This is a genomic window from Streptomyces sp. NPDC002643 (assembly GCF_053592555.1).
On record NZ_JBSFVY010000013.1, the window covers coordinates 155,830 to 174,363 of the forward strand.

The 18,534-nt window shown below is 72.2% G+C and carries 16 protein-coding genes; 6 read left to right on the forward strand and 10 right to left on the reverse strand.

Features of this window, described 5'->3' with window-relative positions:
* Positions 1-43 precede the first annotated feature (43 nt).
* Entirely contained in the window at positions 44-826 is a 783-nt protein-coding gene (locus ACWD4G_RS21285; RefSeq protein WP_451295612.1) for a class I SAM-dependent methyltransferase, read from the forward strand.
* Positions 827-954: 128 nt separating this feature from the next.
* Here the strand turns inward: ACWD4G_RS21285 and ACWD4G_RS21290 are convergent, their stop codons facing one another.
* The gene (locus ACWD4G_RS21290; RefSeq protein WP_451295614.1) at positions 955-1,935 is read right to left on the reverse strand and encodes a DUF6777 domain-containing protein; all 981 of its coding nucleotides are present in this window, start codon (positions 1,933-1,935) and stop codon (positions 955-957) included.
* Between the two features lie 497 nt (positions 1,936-2,432).
* Here ACWD4G_RS21290 and ACWD4G_RS21295 point away from each other — a divergent pair, with 497 nt between their 5' ends.
* Positions 2,433-3,704 carry a streptophobe family protein gene (locus ACWD4G_RS21295; protein WP_451295616.1) on the forward strand — a complete coding sequence of 424 codons (1,272 nt, stop codon included), beginning with the start codon at positions 2,433-2,435 and terminating at the stop codon, positions 3,702-3,704.
* Between the two features lie 95 nt (positions 3,705-3,799).
* Here ACWD4G_RS21295 and ACWD4G_RS21300 read toward each other — a convergent pair whose 3' ends face one another.
* From ACWD4G_RS21300 to ACWD4G_RS21315, 4 genes are all read right to left on the reverse strand, one after another.
* A complete protein-coding gene (locus ACWD4G_RS21300; RefSeq protein ID WP_451295618.1) occupies positions 3,800-5,107 on the reverse strand; it encodes an MFS transporter in 1,308 nt (435 codons plus the stop codon).
* Positions 5,104-6,294 carry a PLP-dependent cysteine synthase family protein gene (locus ACWD4G_RS21305; RefSeq protein ID WP_451295620.1) on the reverse strand — a complete coding sequence of 397 codons (1,191 nt, stop codon included), beginning with the start codon at positions 6,292-6,294 and terminating at the stop codon, positions 5,104-5,106. Before ACWD4G_RS21305 ends, ACWD4G_RS21300 begins: the two co-directional genes overlap by 4 nt.
* Positions 6,295-6,342: 48 nt before the next feature.
* Positions 6,343-6,762: a hypothetical protein gene (locus ACWD4G_RS21310; RefSeq protein WP_451295622.1), complete on the reverse strand. Its 420-nt coding sequence runs from the start codon at positions 6,760-6,762 to the stop codon at positions 6,343-6,345.
* A gap of 119 nt (positions 6,763-6,881) precedes the next feature.
* Complete coding sequence (locus tag ACWD4G_RS21315) at positions 6,882-7,364, reverse strand: hypothetical protein (RefSeq protein WP_451295624.1); 483 nt, start codon at positions 7,362-7,364, stop codon at positions 6,882-6,884.
* Between the two features lie 237 nt (positions 7,365-7,601).
* Between ACWD4G_RS21315 and ACWD4G_RS21320 the strand changes: the two genes are divergently transcribed.
* Together ACWD4G_RS21320 and ACWD4G_RS21325 are read left to right on the forward strand one after the other, a co-directional pair.
* Entirely contained in the window at positions 7,602-9,128 is a 1,527-nt protein-coding gene (locus ACWD4G_RS21320) for an AMP-binding protein (RefSeq protein ID WP_451295626.1), read from the forward strand.
* Positions 9,129-9,208: 80 nt separating this feature from the next.
* On the forward strand, positions 9,209-10,771 hold the full coding sequence (locus tag ACWD4G_RS21325; protein ID WP_451295628.1) for an amidohydrolase: 1,563 nt from the start codon (positions 9,209-9,211) through the stop codon (positions 10,769-10,771).
* A 28-nt stretch (positions 10,772-10,799) separates the two neighbouring features.
* Here ACWD4G_RS21325 and ACWD4G_RS21330 read toward each other — a convergent pair whose 3' ends face one another.
* A complete protein-coding gene (locus ACWD4G_RS21330) occupies positions 10,800-11,750 on the reverse strand; it encodes a Dyp-type peroxidase (RefSeq protein WP_451295630.1) in 951 nt (316 codons plus the stop codon).
* A gap of 224 nt (positions 11,751-11,974) precedes the next feature.
* Positions 11,975-13,435 carry an MFS transporter gene (locus ACWD4G_RS21335; RefSeq protein ID WP_451295632.1) on the reverse strand — a complete coding sequence of 487 codons (1,461 nt, stop codon included), beginning with the start codon at positions 13,433-13,435 and terminating at the stop codon, positions 11,975-11,977.
* A gap of 224 nt (positions 13,436-13,659) precedes the next feature.
* Between ACWD4G_RS21335 and ACWD4G_RS21340 the strand changes: the two genes are divergently transcribed.
* Both ACWD4G_RS21340 and ACWD4G_RS21345 read left to right on the forward strand, forming a co-directional pair.
* Entirely contained in the window at positions 13,660-14,115 is a 456-nt protein-coding gene (locus ACWD4G_RS21340) for a MarR family winged helix-turn-helix transcriptional regulator (RefSeq protein WP_451295634.1), read from the forward strand.
* 30 nt (positions 14,116-14,145) lie between these two features.
* Positions 14,146-14,610 (forward strand): RpiB/LacA/LacB family sugar-phosphate isomerase, encoded by a 465-nt coding sequence (locus tag ACWD4G_RS21345; protein ID WP_451295635.1) that lies wholly within the window; start codon positions 14,146-14,148, stop codon positions 14,608-14,610.
* A gap of 6 nt (positions 14,611-14,616) precedes the next feature.
* Here the strand turns inward: ACWD4G_RS21345 and ACWD4G_RS21350 are convergent, their stop codons facing one another.
* From ACWD4G_RS21350 to ACWD4G_RS21360, 3 genes are read right to left on the reverse strand one after another with little or no spacing between them, the layout of a single operon-like run.
* Positions 14,617-15,645, reverse strand: a complete 1,029-nt coding sequence (locus ACWD4G_RS21350) for a serine/threonine-protein kinase (protein ID WP_451295637.1) — start codon at positions 15,643-15,645, stop codon at positions 14,617-14,619.
* Complete coding sequence (locus tag ACWD4G_RS21355; protein ID WP_451295639.1) at positions 15,638-16,186, reverse strand: hypothetical protein; 549 nt, start codon at positions 16,184-16,186, stop codon at positions 15,638-15,640. The genes ACWD4G_RS21350 and ACWD4G_RS21355 overlap by 8 nt, the downstream gene beginning before the upstream one ends.
* A 5-nt stretch (positions 16,187-16,191) precedes the next feature.
* Entirely contained in the window at positions 16,192-18,516 is a 2,325-nt protein-coding gene (locus tag ACWD4G_RS21360) for an FHA domain-containing protein (RefSeq protein WP_451295641.1), read from the reverse strand.
* Positions 18,517-18,534: the final 18 nt, after the last annotated feature.

Genomic DNA, 18,534 nt, shown 5'->3' on the forward strand with positions numbered 1-18,534 from the left:
AGGGGAATCCGGGGCCACAGGAGCGCGAGGGAAGGGTACGGCCATGTTGCGGGCCATCTTCAACGAGGCGGCGGAGCTGTACGACCGGGCTCGGCCCCGTTATCCCGAGTCGCTGGTGGCGGAGTTGGCGGCGCGGGGCGGGCTGGGCCCGGGTAGCAGGGTGCTGGAGATCGGGCCCGGCACCGGTCAACTCACCGTTCCCGTCGCGGAGTTCGGGTGTGACCTCACCGCCGTCGAACTGGGTCCGGCGATGGCCGAGGTGGCCCGGCGCCATCTGCGTCCGTATCCCCGGGCGCGGGTGGAGGTGGCGGAGTTCGAACAGTGGCCGCTGCCCGACGAGCCGTTCGACGTGGTGATGTGCGCGACCGCGTTCCACTGGATCGACCCGGCGGTGGGGGTCGCCAAGGTGGGCCGCGCGCTGCGGCCCGGAGGCACGTTCGCGCTCGTCACCACCGAGCACGTCAAGGGCGGCACCCTCGACTTCTTCGCCCGTGTGCAGGATTTCTACGAGCGCTGGGACCCGTCCACGCCGCCCGGCCTTCGGCTGCAGGACGAGTCCGAGATCGCCACGGACCCCGGTGAGTTGGCCGACTGGGACGACCTCCGCTCGTACCGGTGCCTCCGGGAGATCACGTACACCTCCCAGGAGTACATCGATGTGCTGCTCACCTACTCCGGGCATCGCGCGCTGGACGCGGCGTCCCGTGAGGGTCTGTTGGGCGACATCCGGGAGCTGATCGACACCCGGCACGGGGGCCGGATCACCAAGTGCTATCTGCATGAGCTGATCACGGCACGGCGACCGGTGGACCTCGACGGGCGCTGATGGAGACCGCGGACGGCGGCACGTCGGACGGCGGCGCCGCGGCGGTCGGCGGTCAGGACGGCTGCGGCTCGGGCGCGGGCTCGGTGGTCAGGGTGGCTCCGGCTGCGGCTCGGGCGCGGGCTCGGTGGTCAGGGTGGCTGCGGCTCGGGCGCGGGCTCGGCGGATCGGGGTGCTTTCGGTCCTGTGCCGGGCTCGGCGGGCGGGGCGTCCTGCTCCTCCGGTGCCGAGGAGGGCGGGGTCGCCGAGGACGACGAGGGGCACGGGCTCGCGGCCCCGTCGTCACCGGGTGTCGGGGGGCACGGCTCGGGCGACTCGGTGGGCGGTGCCTCGGAGAACGACGTCGACGCCGACGGGGAGGGCCTGTCGGCGGGCGCGGTGGACTTCTCGTCCTTCCCACCCGTGTCGCCGGCCCGGCGGAGGAACCACTCGTCGTGGCCGGTGTCGCGGAGGACGAACACATCGATGTCGGCCGTCGCCCCCTGGACGACCACCACGCTCTGCGGCCGGTACGACGGCCATGAGTCGCCCCTCGGCTCGGGCGTCGTCCTCAGCGCGACCGGCGGCGTCAGCGGGTTGCCGCAGGCACAGCGCACCCGGGGCACCCCCCGGTCGTCCACGAGGACGGCGGTACCCGTCTGGAGCACGGCCTGGTACTCGGTGGCGGCGCCGTCGCGGTAGCCGTGGTTGGTGACCCGGGTGTCCAGACGCAGTTGTACCGGGGTGTACGACCGCAGCCGGGCCGGGACGTCCGAGGGCTTGATGCCGAGCACGGCTGCGAACGCCTCGTTCTTGGCCGGGGTCGCCCTCAGGAACCTGATCTGTTTCTCGACGTCGCAGCCGGAGACGTCACGGGTGCCGCCGTAGAGGCCGGGCGCGGAACCCCGTACGGCACGGGTGACGTTGGAGGGTTCCGACCTGGTGGGGGTGGGGGTCGCCTCGGGTGTCGTCGGCGGGGCGGAGCCGTCGGTCGCCGTCGAGGCGGTGAACGGGTCGGGGCCCGCCTGGTCGGCGGCCTGGAGGAAGACCTCGCCGTCGCCGTCGCCGCCCGAGTCGTCGGAGCGGGTGAGGACGACGATCAGGGCCACGGCCACGACGGCCGCCGTGAGCATGAGGACGATCCGGGGAGCGGACCGCCACCAGGGGTGCTCCGGGCCTGACGGGCCCTGTGCCGAGTCTCCGGGACCGCCTCCCGCGCCTCCTGTACCACCCGCGTCTCCCGATTCTCCCGGACCGCTCGGCCCACCCGGTCCCCCCGGTCCTCCTGGTCCTTCAGGGCCGCCGGTGTCACCCGGGCCCGAGATGCCGTTCGGCGGTTCCGGTGGTGTCTCGCCGCTCGGACGGGTGGGGCCGGGCGGGGACGGCCCGGAGAGAGGGCCGGAGGGCGGCCCGGTCGGGCGGCCGGAGGACGGCTCATCGACACTCACGGGGCATCTCCCGCCGTACGGATTCCGCGGCGCTGCCCGAGTCCCCTGCACGCGCGGGTTTCGCGACGCCTTCTTCCACAACAGGCCCATTGTGTGCTCGGTCGCCGCACGAGCCGCAAGCCGAGGAGAGGCGGGTCCCGTCCGGCGCGCGGAGTGTCTCCGGCGTGCTTAGCGTGGCAAGGGTGAGTCCCCAGACCCCGCGTCCCGGGCGGGCCGCGCCCGAGCGGACGGTCGCCCGTCATGGCTGGCTCCAGGCCCTGGCGACCGTGCTCGCCGGGCTGCTGGTGATGATCGTCGTGGCCGCGCTCGGGCTGTGGGCGGTGGGCGCGACGGATCTCCCGGACAACGCTTACCCACGGGTCGTCGCGGCCACGATCGTGACGGCGGTCGGCGGCACGATCGAACTCTCCGGCGGCGCGGGCTTCATCGCCGAGACCCGGGCGGGGCTGACCGTGATCCCGCTGTCGGTGACGCTCGCCGGGGCGCTGACGTTCGCCGCCGGATTCCTACGGCCGCTGCGGCACCGGGCGGTCGCGGGCACTCCCGAACTCGTGGGCTGGGCGGCCCGGATCGCCGTGCTGTGGCTGGCGGCGCTGATCGGCGTCTCGCTCGGGGCCCGGCAGACGTTCGCGATCCCGCTGGGTGAGGTGGCCGAGTTCTTCGGCGCCTCGGCCGAGGTGGGCTTCGAGGCGGACATGGCGTCGACCGTCTTCTTCGGGCTGCTGTGGCTCGCGGGGGTACTCGTCCTCACGCTGGCCGTCTCGCGCGGGGCACCGCTTCCGGCGCGACTGCTGAGGTTCCAGGAGTCGGTGCGCCCGGCCGCGTACGCGATGGTCGTGCTGTTGCTGGTGTATGTCGCGCTCGGGCTGGTGATCGCGGTGGTGGTGGCGCTGACACGTGGACATGCCGCCGAGACGGCCGGGGTGATTCTGCTGGGGTTGCCCAATCTGGTGTGGCTGAGCTTCACGATCGGCCTGGGCGCCACCTGGGACGGGCAGGTCGAGGGGGCGTTCGCGCTGCCGATGCCGCATGTGCTGGACGAGGTGCTGCGCGGGTCCGCCGTCTCGGAGCTGAACCTGGGAACGCTCGCCGAGCACGACGGCAGGGTGTGGTGGCTGGTCGTCGTGAACGCGGTGCTGCTGCTGATGGCCGCGTTCGTGATGGCGGCCCGCTCCCCGGCCCGGGTACGGCTCTGGCAGCACGCGGTGCACATGGCCGTGGCCCTGGTGCTCACCGTCCTGATGATCTGTCTCGTCGGCCGGCTCTCCGCCCACTACGGCCTGTCGATCCTCGGCTTCGGCGACCTCGGGGGCGACCTGGACGGGGAGCTGTTCCTACGGCCCCGGCTGTGGTCGGCGCTGGGGCTGGCCGTGGTGTGGGGGCTGGTCACCGGCCTGCTCGGAGGTGCCCTGGCGAAGGGGGTACGGCGGCGGGGTGAGGTCGGCGCCGGTTGAGAGGGGGGAGGGGCGGGCGTGGAACGGTGCCCGCCCCTCCCTGTCAGGTACTCGGATCGGTCAGGTACTCGGGTCGGTCAGGTGCTCGGGGTCGGTCAGGCCGCCACCGCCCGGGGTGCGGGTGCCGCCAGGCGACCGGTGCGATGCAGGCCGTACACGGCGGCGGCGCAGGCCAGGCCCAGGCCGGTCAGCGCGATCCAGGGCAGTGCGGGCAGGCCCGCCTCGCGCGCGGCGTCCAGGGCCGCGCCCGTGAGCAGGTTGCCGAGGGTGATGCCGACCCCGCAGACGGTGTTGTAGAGGCCGTAGTGCGTGGCGACGAGCCGGTCCCCGGAGAGCCGGACGATGGTGTCCATCTCGAACGGGTACGCGATCATCGTGCCGATGGCCAGGAGCAGCGCGGCCAGGGTCGGGGGAAGCACGGCCAGCAGCCACAGACCGGGGCCGTCGTCCGGTATGGGCACGGTCGAGGCCAGGAGCAGGGGGACGAAGGCGGCGCCCATCACCACCAGGCCCCGGATCAACGCCTGGCCGGGCTCGTAGCGGGCCTTGCACCAGGCGGTCACCCTCGTCTGGCCGAGGATGGTGCTCAGTCCGGAGACCGCGAACAGCACCGCCACGGCGCCCGTGCCGAACTCGCCGTCCCCGCCCAGACGTCGGACCTCCAGGGGCAGGGCCAGATAGACCTGGAAGGTGAGGACGTACGAGCCGGTCATGGCGGCGGAGAAGAGGAGGAAGGAACGGTTGGCGAGGATGCCGCGCCACTCGGTGACCACCCCGGCCCGGCCGTCACCGAACCGCGCCCCATCGCCTTCTGCTGCCTCGTCCTCCCGGCCCCGGGCGGGCAGGGCGCGGATCTGGACCGCCGACAGCGCGGCGAATATGCCGGCCGCCGTGAGGCAGGTGATCCGGAAGTCGACGCCGGTGAGGACCATGCCGACCAGGGGGCCGAGCAGTATTCCGGCCTGGTAGAAGACGTTGAACAGGGCGAACGCCTCGACCCTGCGCTCCCCCGCCTCGGCGGCCAGGTAGGCCCGTACGGCCGGGTTGAACAGGGCGCCCGCGAGACCGGTGGCCGCCGAGGCGGCGAGGAGGGCGGGCAGCGAGTCGACGAAGCCGAGCGCCGCGAAGCCGACGGTGCGCAGCACGCAGCCGGCGACGATCAGCGGCTTGTAGCCGAGCCGGTCGGCGAGGGTGCCGCCGACCACGAACATGCCCTGCTGGCTGAAGTTGCGTACGCCCAGCACGAGTCCGACGATCCAGCCCGCCAGCCCGAGCGTGCCGGAGAGATGGGCGGCGAGGTACGGCATCAGCATGTAGAAGCCGAGGTTGATGGTGAACTGGTTGACCATCAGCAATTGGACGGCGCGATCGTGCGAACGCACCTGTGCGAGGGTGCCCTTCACTCGGCCGCCTCCCCACTGTTGGCCGTGGTCGGGGTGGTCAGGCCGGCTGGGGTGGTGGTCGGGGTGGCCGTCAGGGTGAGGGGGTCGACGACGTCGGTGCAGCGGGTCCAGCGGGCGACCTCCTTCTCGTCGGCGCGGCCGATCACCTCGGGTTCCAGGGGCGGCGGTCCGTCGAGGAGGCCGTGGCGGGCGCAGTACTCGTCGTCGTAGACGGTGTCGAGGTAGCGCTGCGGACCGTCGGGGAAGATCGCCGCGATGCGGGTGTCGGCGGGTGTCGTCCCGGCCAGCCAGCCCGCGACGAGGGCGACCGCGCCGACGCTCCAGCCGCCGGTGGCGTAGTGGGAGGCGGCGAGGCGGCGGCAGGTCCCGACGGCCTCGTGCGGGGCGACCCAGTGGACCTCGTCGAAGGTGTCGTAGGCGACATTGCGCGGGTAGATGCTGGAGCCGAGGCCGCGCATCAGACGGGGGCGGGCGGGCTGGCCGAAGATGGTCGAGCCGATGGTGTCGACGCCGACGATCCGGATGTCCGGGTAGAGCCGGCGCAGTACGCGGCCGATGCCGGCGGAGTGGCCGCCGGTGCCGACGCTGCACACGAGCACGTCGATGTGGCGCAGTTCGGTGGCGAGTTCGAGGGCCAGCGGGATGTAGGCGGTGGTGTTGTCGGGGTTGTTGTACTGGTCGGGGCACCAGGAGTCGGGGTGCCGGTCGAGGAGTTCGGTGACCCGGTCCCGCCTGGCCTGCTGCCAACCGCCGGTGGGGTGCGGGTCGCTGACGATGTCGACCTCGGCGCCGTACACGCCGAGCAGCCGGGTCATGGAGGGTTCGAGGCCGGGGTCGGTGACCAGGGTGACCGGGTGGCCGTGCACCATTCCGGCGAGCGCGAGGCCGAGCCCGAGGGTGCCGCTGGTGGACTCGATGATGCGTCCGCCGGGCCGCAGGTCGCCGCGGGCACGGGCCCGTTCGACCATGTGCAGGCCGGGACGGTCCTTGATCCCGCCAGGGTTGAAGCCTTCGAGTTTGGCCCAGAAGCCGTGGCCGCGAGGGGTCAGGGGCTGGGAGATGCGCAGGAGTGGGGTGTTGCCGACGAGGGCGGGCAGGGCCGAACCGCCGGGGGCGGTGCCGCTCGTCGTGCTCGTCGTTGTGGCCGGGATGGTCGAGGTGGTCGTGGTGTTGCTGATCGACTGCATGTCTTTCGCTCTCGCTCGTTGGCTTGGGGTCGGCTGCGGGCGAGAGGTCTAGATGCGCCACCGGGAGGTACGGGTCAGGGCTGTTCGGCCCGTACGGGCTCGTCGGCGTCGCTGTGGGCGGCGCCTCGGCCGTGCGGGACATACGGTGAGCGCGGCGACACCGGCGAGTACGGGTGTCGCCCCGGCCGGTGGCGGCTGGTCCGCCGTCTGGGCGCTGGGGGCGCGCAGGAGGCCGGCCGGGACACAGTCCTCGGTGGGGTGGGGGCCGTGGGGGGTCTGTGGTCCATGTGGGCCCTGGGGCCCGTTGGGTTCGTGCGGGGGCTCTTCAACGGCCGTGGGAGCGGCTGCCGTTGGGGTGGTCGTGGTGAGGGTGTGCGTGGTCTCGTCGATCGGGCCGTGCAGGAAGGCGCACAGGGTGATCGCGACGGGCAGACAGGCGCGTACGAGGGTGGCGAGCAGGGTCGACACAGGGGCCTCCGGGCACGCCGGGTCACTCGTCGACGCGGGCGTGCGAGAGCACGGCCGGGAGAGGGTCCGGGCGCAGGGGGGTGCGGGTGAACTGCGGTACGGGGAGGGAGGACTCGGCTCTAGATCTGCTGAACGACCAGTGCTCTCAGGGCGGCTGACGACCCGTCGGGGAGCCGTGTCTCACCGGTCTCCCGCATGGACGGCACACAGTATGCGGCGAGGCCTTCGCTGACGGACACCGCAAAGCGTGGCTGGGCGAGGGAGGGCCCCGGGTGCGGTTGTGCGACGGCGCAGTGGTCGTCGGGGTGGCCCGAGGTGCCGTCGCCGTGGTTGCCGCAGGGGCCGAAGTACCGCTCGGCCGGGGCGACGACCGGTGACGGCGGGGCGACCGAGTGCGCGTCGACATGGTCGGACGGGCCCTCGGTGGAGGTGGTCGGAGGTGGGGCGACCGTGCTGGTCACCAGGTGTCCACCGGCGCTCTCGGGCGTCGCCCCATGCGTGAGGGCGACGGCGAACAGCACCACGGCGAGGCCCAGCAGACGCAGCAGCGGACCCGCGGTCGCGCGGGCCCGAGCCATGCGTCGGGGTAACCAGGCCTTCATCACGCCGTGATGCTAGCGCGACATGGACACCGCACATTCACCGCCCCCGGCCCACGACGTCAACCCGCCAAGCACATGACTGGTTTGCATCGGCGAGCACCGGCATCGATGTCGCCGCAGACCCAACGGTGAGCCCCCGCCCCCACCCAGAAGCTGTCAATTAGGTAACCCTTACCTTAATATGACGGCGACCCCGGCCAGGACCGGGACCCTGACCCGGCGGGGAGGCTCACTGCTGTGTGCGGTCCCGAGGAAGCCCTGGCCCATTGGCGGCGGTCGCTCACCCCGCTGCCGCAGGCGGTCCCCCTGCCCACCGATCGCCCTCATCCGCCGCGGCCCCGGCCCGACCGGGAGACCCGGGCGCTGTCCGGTGTCCCCGACGCTTCCCGCCCCGAACGGCTCGCGGCGTTCGTCGCCCTGCTGCACCGCTACTCGGGGGCGACGGATCTGACCATCGGGTACGACGGCCTCCCGCTGCGGGTGTCGGTCGAACACCAGCCCAGTTTCCGCGAGTTGGTGCGCCGGGTGGCCCAGGCACGGGACGACACGGAGACGCACCGGCTGCCGATCGGCCTCCTCGTCGAGGAACTGCGCCCGGCTCCCCTGCCGGGCGGCGGGCTGTTCTTCAACACGGCGTTCGGCGACGAGCCGTCCATTCCGGTCGATGTGCTGCTGGAGGCCGACGAGAACACGGCGTGGGTCACCTACGACCCCGGGCTCCTCGACGGTACGACGGCCGAGCGGCTTCTCGGCCACTACCGCACCCTCCTCTCCGACGGGCTCGCCCGCCCCGACGCCTCCGTGGTCCGGCTGGACCTGATGGGCCCGCAGGAGTACCGGCAGGTCGTCGTCGACTCGAACGCCACCACGCTCCCGGCCCCGGCGGACACCTGGCCCACGCTGTTCGCCGAACGAGTGCGCTCGTCCCCGGACGCGGTTCTGACGGTCGCCGGCGACGAGAAGCTCACCTACGCCGAACTCGACGACCGGGCCAACCGGTTGGCCCACGCGCTGCTCGCCCGGGGCGCCGGCCCCGAGCGGATCATCGCCCTCGCCTTGCCGCGCTCCGCCGAACTGGCCGTCGCCGTCGCGGCCATCCTCAAGGCGGGCGCCGTCTGTCTGCCGATCGGCCACGAGGACCCCGCCGAGCGGATCGCCCCCGTACTCGACGACGCCCGGCCCGTCTGCGGCATGACCACCGCCGAAACCGCGCACGTCCTTGCCGCGAATGCCAACGGCATGGCCCTCCTCGCTCTCGACTCGCCCGCCATGACGGCCGAGTTGGCGGACGGACCGGCCCACGACCCCACCGACGCGGATCGCGGAGCGCCCCTCACCGGCCAGAGCGCCGCGCACATCGACTACCACGGCCAGGACTCGGCCGCCGGCCCCGTCGGTGTCGTCCTTCCGCACCGCGCGCCGCCGACATCGACGGGGCCGGTCGCGGTTTCGAGCGACCTGCTCAGCATCGAGCCGACCGTCGACATCACCCCCACCGGCATCCCCGCCCCAGGCACCCGGGCGTATGTCCTGGACGCCTTCCTGCGCCCCGTGCCCGCCGGGGTGACCGGGGAGCTGTACCTGGGCGGGGAGTGTCTGCCGCGCGGCTGTCTCGGGCGGGCGGCGCTGACCGCCGCGCGGTTCGTCGCCGATCCGTTCGGGGCGCCCGGTGGACGCCTCCACCGCACCGGCGACCTGGTCCGCCGACGGCCCGACGGGCACTTGGAATTCATCGGGCGCATCACCGACGCGACGCACGGCTGATCCATCACGGAGAACGCTCCAGAACCGCCCCCCATCCCCTCTCCGCCTCAGGCAAGGCTCCGACCGGAAGGAACCCGTCCGTGCTCTGCACCAGGATCACCAACGCCCGTGTCCTCACCATGGATTCGGCCCGCCCCACCGCCCGCGAACTCGGCATCTGGCGGGGGCGCGTCGTCGGGCTTGACGAGGACGTGGCGGGGCTGCCGGCGCGGCGGACCCTCGACCTGGGCGGTGCCACGGTGCTCCCCGGTTTCATCGACGCCCATGTGCATCTGGCCTGGGCGGGGTTGAAGGCGAAGGCGCCCGGCGTCGCTCCGAGCACACGGGCCGACGAGGTGCTCAAGGTGGTGGCGGAAGCGGTGGTGCGGGCACCGGCCGGCGCCTGGGTGGACTTCGGCGGCTACGACCAGCGCACCCTCGACCGCCCCCTCACGGCGGCCGACCTCGATGCCGTGAGCGCCGGCCGCAAGGTGTACCTCGGCCATCTCTCGGGGCACGCCTGCCTGGTCAACTCGGCGATCCTCACCGGGCTCCCGGCGGAGGCGGCCCGACCGGACGGCTTCCTCGCGGAGGGTGCCATGGCCGCCGCGCTGCGGACCCGGCCGCCGCACTCGCTCACCGAACTGGCGGCGGCGATCGAGCGGGCGGCGCGCGGCTGCCGGGCCGAGGGCATCACCGGGTGCGCCGAGGCCGGGGTCGGCGGACGCCTGATCGGCCACAGCCCCATCGAGGGCGCCGCCTACCAACTCGCCCAGGAGTCCGGCCGGTTGCCGCTGCGGGTCCAGCTGATGGTGGCGGCCGACGCGCTCCACCCGGTGGACACCGACGCCGAGGACACCACGAGCCGGGCCATCGACCTCGGTCTGCGCACCGGCTTCGGCGAGGGCACCCTCTCCCTCGGCGCGCTCAAGGTGTTCACCGACGGCGGCATGATGGCCCGTACGGCGGCTCTGACCAGCCCCTATCTCGGCGGTGACGGCTCCGGTCAACTCATGCACGACCCGGAGGCGTTGGAGAGCATGATCGTCGCCGGGCATCTCGCGGGTTGGCAGCTCGCCGTCCACGCGATCGGCGACCGGGCCGTCGATGTCGCCCTGGACGCGCTGGAGAAGGCCCAGAAGCTGAGCCCCCGCCCCGAGACCCGCCACCGCATCGAGCACGCGGGCCTCGTACGCCCCGACCAACTGCCCAGGATGGCGGCGCTCGGTGTCACGGCCGTCATCCAGCCGAGCTTTCTGCGCTACTACGGCGACGACTACGCCACGGTGATGGGCGCCGAGCGCGCCGACTGGCTCTACCGGGGCCGGGGTTTCCTCGACCACGGCGTCCGGGTCGCGGGCAGCTCGGACCGGCCGGTGGCGAACGGCGCCCCGCTGCGGGCGGTGCAGTTCATGGTGGAGCGGGCCTCCGAGTCCGGCCGTCTCATCGGCCCCGGCGAGGCCGTCACCGTCGAACAGGCCCTGCACGCCTACACCGTCGAGGCCGCCCGCGCCTGCCACTGGGACACCGACGCGGGCAGCCTCACCCCCGGCAAGCGCGCCGACCTCGTCGTCCTCGGCGACGATCCGCACGCGGTGGACGTGTCACGGATCGCCGACATCGAGGTCGTACGGACGTTCGTGGCGGGCGAGGACGAGTACTGAGGCGAGGAGCCCGGCGCGGAAACCGGTGTCACTCCGGTGGGCGGCGGTGTGGGATGGTGCGGAGGAAGTCGGCCGAGGGGACGAAGAAGCTCGTTCCGGTGACCGCGCGGGAGTAGTCGAGGATCGGGTCGTGCCCGCCCGGGGGTTCGCCTATGAACATCTTGCGGAGCATCGTCTCGGGGACGTCGGGGTCGCGGGCGTAGGCGATGAAGTAGGTGCCGAACTCGCCGTGTCCGGGCCTGCCGAAGGGCATCGCGGCGCGCAGTATGCGCCGTTCGTTGCCGTCGGCGTCGAGGAGGGTGTTGACGTCGACGTGGGAGCCCCGGACGTCGAGTTCCAGGTTGGTCAGCTTGGTGCGGCCTATGACCTTCTCCTGGGCCTCGACGGCCAGGGCGTCCCAGGAGTCCACGTCGTGCACGTACTTCTGCACCAGCGCATAGGTGCCGCCACGGAACCCGGGGTCCTCGTCGCCGATCAGCACGGCCTCGGCGGCGACGCGCCCGACCGGGTTCTCGGTGCCGTCGACGAAGCCGAGGAGGTTGCGGGAGTCGAAGTAGGCGAAGGCCTGGACCTCGTCCTCCAGCGTTGCGGCGCCGCGCAGTTGGCGCATGATCTCGGCGGCCAGCGCGAAGCACAGGTCGACGCGCGTCGCGCGGATGTGGAACAGCAGGTCGCCCGGTGTGGAGACGGCGCGGTGCCGGGGGCCGTCGAGTTCCGGGAAGGGGTGCAGCGCGGCGGGCCTGGGGCCGCCGAACAGCCGGTCCCAGGCGGCCGATCCGATCCCGGCGACACAGCCGAGGCCCCCCTCGGGGCTGGAGAACCCCACCGCTCGCTCCAGCCCGGCGAGCCCCGCCAGCACTCCTCGCGCGGCGGCCTCCCCGCCGGGTGCGACGGTGACGACCAGGAACACCGCGGCGGGTGTCAGTGGGCTCAGCACCGGCTGGGGCAGTACGTTCTCCGACGGGACCGGCAGCACCATGGGCGCTCCCCCTTCGCACAACACGCGCGTGCGGCACGCGTGGACCACAAGTGACGGCTCGGCGGACGGCGCCCGGCGGCGCGCACGATCTCGTCGTCGGGCACCGCATGCCCCGGGCACGTTCCGCCCCCAACACCATGCCCGGTCGCGGCGGGGACGATGCCCGGCAAATCCCGCTTCTCGGCGCAAGGCGCCGAGAAGGACGGCATCATGTGTCCCGGCGGTCACGCGGCGGAGGTGGACACCTCCGCGGTGGTCGGCTCCTGCTCGGCGCCGTCCTCCTCCCCGGCTGTGGGCGCGGCGGGGATGAACACGGCCACCAGGGCGGCGGCCAGGGCCGCGCCGCCGCCGATCGCCAGGCCGACGCGGAAGCCGTCCTCGGAAGGCAGGCTGAAGCCTCCCAGGGTGGTGGTCATCTGGGCCAGCACCACACCGACCACGGCGGCGGCGGTGGAGGTGCCGAGCGCCCGCATCAGGGTGTTGAAGCTGTTGGCGGAGGCGGTCTCGGACAGCGGCACGGTGCTCATGATCAGCGCGGGCATCGCCCCGTACGCCACGCCGACACCGGCGCTGACGACGACGGAGACGATCAGCAGACCCCAGGTGGAGCCCATCAGCACCAGCGAGAGCCCGTACCCGGTGGCGATCACTGCGGAGCCGGTGACCAGGGTGAACTTGGGGCCGCGGGCGTTGGTGAGCTTGGCGCCCAGCGGGGAGAGCGCCATCATCATCAGCCCGGCCGGGGCCATCCACAGGGCCATGGCCAGCATCGACTGCCCCAGACCGTAACCGGTGGCTTCGGGCAACCTCAGCAGTTGCGGAGTGATGAGGGCGTTCGCGTACATGCCGAAGCCGACGAGGATCGAGGCGATGTTGGTCAGCAGCACACGGGGGTGGGCGGTGGTGCGCAGATCGACCAGCGGCTCGCGGGTGCGCAGCTCCCAGAAGCCCCAGAACAGCAGCAGTACGGCGGCGCCGATGAACAGGCCGAGCGTCGTCGCGGAGCCCCAGCCCCAGTCCGCGCCCTTGGACACGGCGAGCAGCAGGCACACCACTCCGCCGCCGAGGCCGAACGCGCCAATGAAGTCGAAGCGCTGCCCCTTGGCGCCGGCCGGGGTCTCGGGGACGAGGAACCAGATCATCGTGGTGACGAGTACGGCGAGGCCGGCCGCGCCCCAGAACAGCACGCGCCAGCTGGCGTACTGGGCGACGGAGGCCGCGATCGGCAGGCCGAGACCGGCGCCGATACCCATGGAGGCGCTGACCAGGGCGATGGAGCCGCTGAGCTTCTCGGGCGCCATGACGTCCCGCAGCAGACTTATGCCGAGCGGCACCACGCCCATGCCGATGCCCTGCAGTCCACGGCCGACGATCATCGGTACGACGGTCGAGGACAGCGCGCACACCACCGAGCCGGTCACCAGTGGGACGCAGCAGACCAGCAGCATGCGCCGCTTGCCGTGGAGGTCGCCCAGCCGCCCGCCGATCGGGCCGAAGACCGCGCCGGTCAGCAGGGTCACGGTGACCACCCAGGAGGCGTTCGCCGCGCTGGTGCCGAGGATCGTGGGCAGCTCGGTGAGCAGCGGGGTCACCAGCGTCTGCATGATCGCGGCGACGATGCCGGCGAGGGCCAGCGTCATGATGACGCCGCCCGGGCGGGCGGACGTCGGGGAGTTGGCCGTCAAGAAATTCCTCCGAGCGCTGGAACCGGCGACTGGGCATTCGTCGAACGTCACACACCTGCTCTACGTCATGCACCTGCCGTGCAGAATACACGCGACAGGTATACAGCCTCTCCTGTGCATGATGCACTTCCCTTGGGAAGGGAAGGCCGGAAGGGAGGGTCGGATGGAAGAGCCGGAATGGAAAGATCGCTTCAGCGTTACCCGCTACGAGGAGGTAGGCAACCGTGAATGAGCCGACGCGCCGGGTCGAGTACGAGAACATGCTGCTCGGCCGCTACCAGCATCTGAGCAAGAGCAAGGGGCGCCGCAAGGACTCCACGCTGGAGCGCAGCGCGTACATCCTCCTCAGCCGTATCCGGGTCGAAGGACCCATGTCCATCAGCGAGTTGAGCGTCGCCTTCGGTCTGGACGCCTCCACCCTGCGCCGCCAGACCGCCGCCGCGCTGAGGGCCGGACTCGTGGAGCACATCCTCGACCCGGACGGCGGGGTGGCCCGTAAGTTCCGGATCACCGAAGAGGGTGAGAGGCGTCTCGACGAGGAGCGCGAGGGGAACGTCGGCTCCCTCTCCATGGTCCTGGCCGACTGGTCCGACGAGGACATCACCGCCTTCGCCGACTACCTCCAGCGCTTCAACACCAGCATCGAACGCCTGCACGGAAAGCCCTGGCCGCGCCCGTAGCGGGGACGGCGGACGGGTACTCTCCGAGACATGCGGATCTCCGTCTCCTCCGACATGGACGAACCCGTGGCGCGCTTCCTCGTCGCCGAGTTGCGCGAGCGCGGCCACGACGTACTGACGCACGGGGCGCTGCGGCCCGGGGACGACCCCCAGTGGGCGGTCTGCTCGGAGGCGGCGGCCCGGGATGTGATCTCGGGTGCGGCGGACCAGGCGGTGGTGTGCTGCTGGACGGGCACCGGCGCGTCGATCGCCGCGAACAAGGTGCCGGGGGTACGGGCCGCCCTGTGCACCGACGCGTACACGGCGGACGGCGCCCGTCGCTGGAACGACGCCAATGTCCTCGCCATCGGTCTGCGTCTGACCTCCGAGCCGCTCCTCAAGGAGATCCTCGACGCCTGGTTCACCGCCGAGGCCAGCGAGGAAGCCGGCGACCGGGAGAACGTGGCCCGGATCGAGCGTCTCGACGAAGGCCGTACGGAGAACCGAGCCCGGTGAGGCGGGCTACGGCGGTGACAACGGCCCGGTGAAGATCGGCCGGGCCCAGGCGGGCGGTTCCGGCGGCGGCTGGGGCAGCGGTTCGGGCGCCCCCTGAGCCGGCGGCACCGCCCTGGTCGGCGTGTGCTCCGATCTCGCGACATGCGCCGTACCCGAGGTGGGGGCCGTGGCGGCGAGCCTGAGCGCCGCCACGAAGGAGAGACAGGAGTCGTACCGTTCGTCGGGCGACTTGGCCAACGCGGTCGCCAGCACCCCGTCCACCGCCTCCGGAAGATCGGGGCGCCCCTCCGTGACCGGTGGCGGCTGGTCGTACTGGTGGGCCCACAGCAGGGCCATGTCGTCGTCCCGGCGGAAGGGCGGGCGCCCGGCCAGGGTCTCGTGGACGACACAGGCGAGGCTGTACACGTCGCAGCGGCCGTCGACGGGCTTGCCCGAGATCTGCTCCGGCGCCACATAGTCGAGTGTCCCCACGAACTGACCGACGCTGGTGAACCCCGTCAACGACAGCGACTTCTTCGTCAGCCCGAAGTCGGTCAGATACACATGCTCGGGGTGATCGCTGTCCGTGCCCCGCGCGACCAGGATGTTCCCGGGCTTGACGTCCCGGTGCACCAGCCCGTGGTCGTGCGCGGCGTCCAGCGCGGAGGCGACCTGGGTGGCGATCCGGGTGGCCGTGGCGAACGGCAACGGGCCCTCCCGGTCCAGGAGATGGCGTAGATCCCGGCCGGCGACGTACCGCATGGCGATGTAGAGCAGTCCGTCGGTCTCGCCCGCCTCGAAGACCGGGACGATGTGCGGGTGGTCGATGGCGGCGGCCACCCGTGACTCATGGGTGAAGCGGCGCCGGAAGGTGTCGTTCCGGGCCAGTTCGGGCGCGAGCAGCTTCAGCGCGACCGTACGTTCCAGTCGTAGATCCCTGGCCTGGTAGACGACGGCCATGCCGCCCCTGCCGATCTCCCGCTCGATCCGGTAGCCGGCGACGCGCCGCCCGATCAGCTCGGACGGCCGCCCCTGGAACGGTCCGGGCTCACTCATCGGGGGTCACCGGCGGTATCCGCCGCGTGGGTTCGTGGTCGGCGGGGCCGTACTCGTGCGGGGGCCGCGACACGGCGAAGGTGCTCAGGCCGGCCCCGTCGCAGTAGACCCACCGCTCATGGGCGGCGTCGAACAGCCACAGCGACTCGCCGTCCACGACGACCCCGACGCGCAGCCCCTTCGTACGGTCCCGGAAGGACTCCCCGTCGAGGCGTCCGGCGGCGAGGGCCTCGGTCTCGGTGCGGTAGCGGGTGAGGGTCTCCTCGGCACGGGCCAGGAGCGGGCGCGGGTCGGCGGTGCGGGCGGGGGCGGCGCCGGCGGCGGGCGGGTCCTGGGGTACGGCGACGAGGAGGCGGCCGTCGACCCACGCGGACCAGCCGTTGGAGCACAGGATCTGGCCCCAGTCGCCGCGCCGGTCGAGGAGCCGGACGGGCAGCAGGGCGTCGAGGGGAACGGTGGGGCGGGACGGGTCCGGGGTCTCCCAGGCGGGCATCCCACCGGGCGGGACCACATGGGTGGGGACGAAGCCGGATGTCGTCATGGTGGCTACTTCCGCATCACCGCGGGTTCGTGGCGGCGCAGCAGCCGGGCGACGAGCAGGCCGCAGAGCAGCGCCAGGACGATCAGCATCCCCATGCCCAGCAGCCAGACGCCCGCCGAGTGCGCGAACAGGGGGTCCGACTTGTCGGGGACGATCCGCTCCAGGTCGATGGTCCCTGCCATCGCCGCGAACGCCCAGCGCGACGGCACCAGCCACGCCAGTTGTTCGAGGACGGCCGTGCCCGTCACATCCAGCAGCGCCCCGCAGAACACGACCTGGACGATCGCGAGGAGGACCAGCAGCGGCATGGTCACCTCCTCCTTGCGGACGAGCGCGGAGACGACCAGGCCGAGCATCATCGCGGTGAAGGCGAGCAGCGCCACGGCGAGCGTGATCTCGACGAGTGGCGGCAGCAACACGCCTTGGCCGCCGGGGGCGTTGAGGTCGACGCCGAGGAGGGCGACCAGGGTGAGGACGACGGCCTGGAGGACGGTGATCGTGCCGAGGACGACGACCTTGGACATCAGATACGCGGATCTGGACAGTCCGACGGCGCGTTCGCGCCGGTGGATGACGCGTTCCTTGACGAGTTCGCGCACGGCGTTGGCGGCGCCGGTCAGGACGCCGCCGACGCACAGGATGAGCAGGGCGTTCATGGCGGTCTCACGGTCCAGTTCACCGCCCGCGAGGGCCCTCGTCATCGCTCCCATCACGAACGGCAGGGCGATCATGATGGCGAGGAAGGTCCGGTCGGCGCCGAGGGCGGCCGTGTAACGGCGGACGAGGGTGCCGAGTTGGGCGCCCCAGCTCTGCGGCTTGGGCGGCGGCGCCACGGCGACCGGTTCCGGTCCGGGCAGATACGGCCGGCTCATGGCGGCGGCGACGTAATGCCGGTGGAACGGCGAGTCGCGGTACTCCCCCGCCCAGTCCCGCTCCCGGTCCCGTTCGAAGGCCTCGAAGGCCTCGGGCCAGTGCTCGAAGCCGAAGAAGGCGAGGGTGTCGTCGGGCTGCCCGTAGTAGGCGACCTTGCCGCCGGGCGCCAGGACGAGGAGGCGGTCGCAGACGTCGAGGCTGAGGACGCTGTGGGTGACGACGATGACGGTGCGGCCGTCGTCGGCGAGGCCGCGCAGCATGTGCATCACCGAACGGTCCATACCGGGGTCGAGGCCGGAGGTCGGTTCGTCGAGGAAGAGCAGGGAGGGCTTGGTCAGCAGCTCCAGGGCCACGCTGACGCGTTTGCGCTGGCCGCCGGAGAGGCTGTGGATGGGCTGGTCGGCCCGTTGTTCCAGGCCCAGTTCGCGGATCACCTCGTCGACCCTGGCCTGTCGCTCGGCTTTCGCGGTGTCCTGGGGAAAGCGCAGTTCGGCGGCGTAGACCAGGGCTCTGCGGACGGTGAGCTGGGTGTGCAGGATGTCGTCCTGCGGGACCAGGCCGATGCGCTGACGCAGCTCGGCGTAGTCGTGGTAGAGGTCGCGGCCGTCGTAGAGGACGGTGCCGCTGTCGGCGGGGCGCTGGCCGGTGAGGGCGTTCAGGAGGGTCGACTTTCCCGAGCCGCTCGGGCCGACGACGGCGAGGAGGCATTTCTCGCCGACCGGAAAGGCCACCTTGTCGAGCAGAATCTTTCGCCCATGGTCGACGGCGACGGTCAGGTCCTGCACATCGAGCGAGATCTCGCCGGTGTCGACGTACTCCTGGAGCTCGTCGCCGACCAGACAGAACGCGGAGTGACCGATGCCGACGATGTCACCGGGAGCCACCGGGGCGCGGTCGACGGGGGCGCCGTTGAGGAAGGTGCCGTTGTGGCTGCCGAGGTCGACGATCTCGTAGGTGCCGTCCGGGCGGGCCCTCAGCTCGGCGTGCCGGCGGGAGACGACGAGGTCGTCGATGACCAGGTCGTTGTCGGCGGCGCGGCCGATGCGCACGGTCCGCTCGGGCAGCGGGCGGACGCTGGTCGGCTGCCGGTAGGTGCCGGTGGAGGCGGGGTGGAGGACGCCGGAGGGGCGCTCGGCGGCCAGACCGGTGAGGACGGCGCGGGGGCCGTCGGAGAGGCTGCCGAAGCGAATCTCGGTGCCGGGGCCCACGTCCCATTCCTTGACGCGGTGGCCGTCGGCGAAGGTGCCGTTGGTGCTGTTCTCGTCCTCGATCGTCCAGCGGTCGGCACCGGCCCTGAGGACCGCGTGGTGCCAGGAGACCCGGTCGTCGTCGAGGACGACGTCGCTGAGCGGATCGCGTCCCACGTGGTAGGCGTGGCCGGGGCTCATCACGGTGGAGCCCGACTCGGTTTCCAGCACGAGTTCGGGCGCAGTCGACGCGATCGACCGCTCCGCCATGCCGAGAATTCTACCGAT

Excerpts from the sequence above, each read along its gene's own strand:
- ACWD4G_RS21285 (WP_451295612.1), top strand. The coding sequence starts at position 44 with ATGTTGCGGGCCATCTTCAACGAGGCGGCGGAGCTGTACGACCGGGCT.
- ACWD4G_RS21290 (WP_451295614.1), bottom strand. The coding sequence starts at position 1,935 with ATGCTCACGGCGGCCGTCGTGGCCGTGGCCCTGATCGTCGTCCTCACC.
- ACWD4G_RS21305 (WP_451295620.1), bottom strand. The coding sequence starts at position 6,294 with ATGCAGTCGATCAGCAACACCACGACCACCTCGACCATCCCGGCCACA.
- ACWD4G_RS21315 (WP_451295624.1), bottom strand. The coding sequence starts at position 7,364 with ATGAAGGCCTGGTTACCCCGACGCATGGCTCGGGCCCGCGCGACCGCG.
- ACWD4G_RS21330 (WP_451295630.1), bottom strand. The coding sequence starts at position 11,750 with ATGGTGCTGCCGGTCCCGTCGGAGAACGTACTGCCCCAGCCGGTGCTG.
- ACWD4G_RS21345 (WP_451295635.1), top strand. The coding sequence starts at position 14,146 with ATGCGGATCTCCGTCTCCTCCGACATGGACGAACCCGTGGCGCGCTTC.
- ACWD4G_RS21350 (WP_451295637.1), bottom strand. The coding sequence starts at position 15,645 with ATGAGTGAGCCCGGACCGTTCCAGGGGCGGCCGTCCGAGCTGATCGGG.
- ACWD4G_RS21355 (WP_451295639.1), bottom strand. The coding sequence starts at position 16,186 with ATGACGACATCCGGCTTCGTCCCCACCCATGTGGTCCCGCCCGGTGGG.
- ACWD4G_RS21360 (WP_451295641.1), bottom strand. The coding sequence starts at position 18,516 with ATGGCGGAGCGGTCGATCGCGTCGACTGCGCCCGAACTCGTGCTGGAA.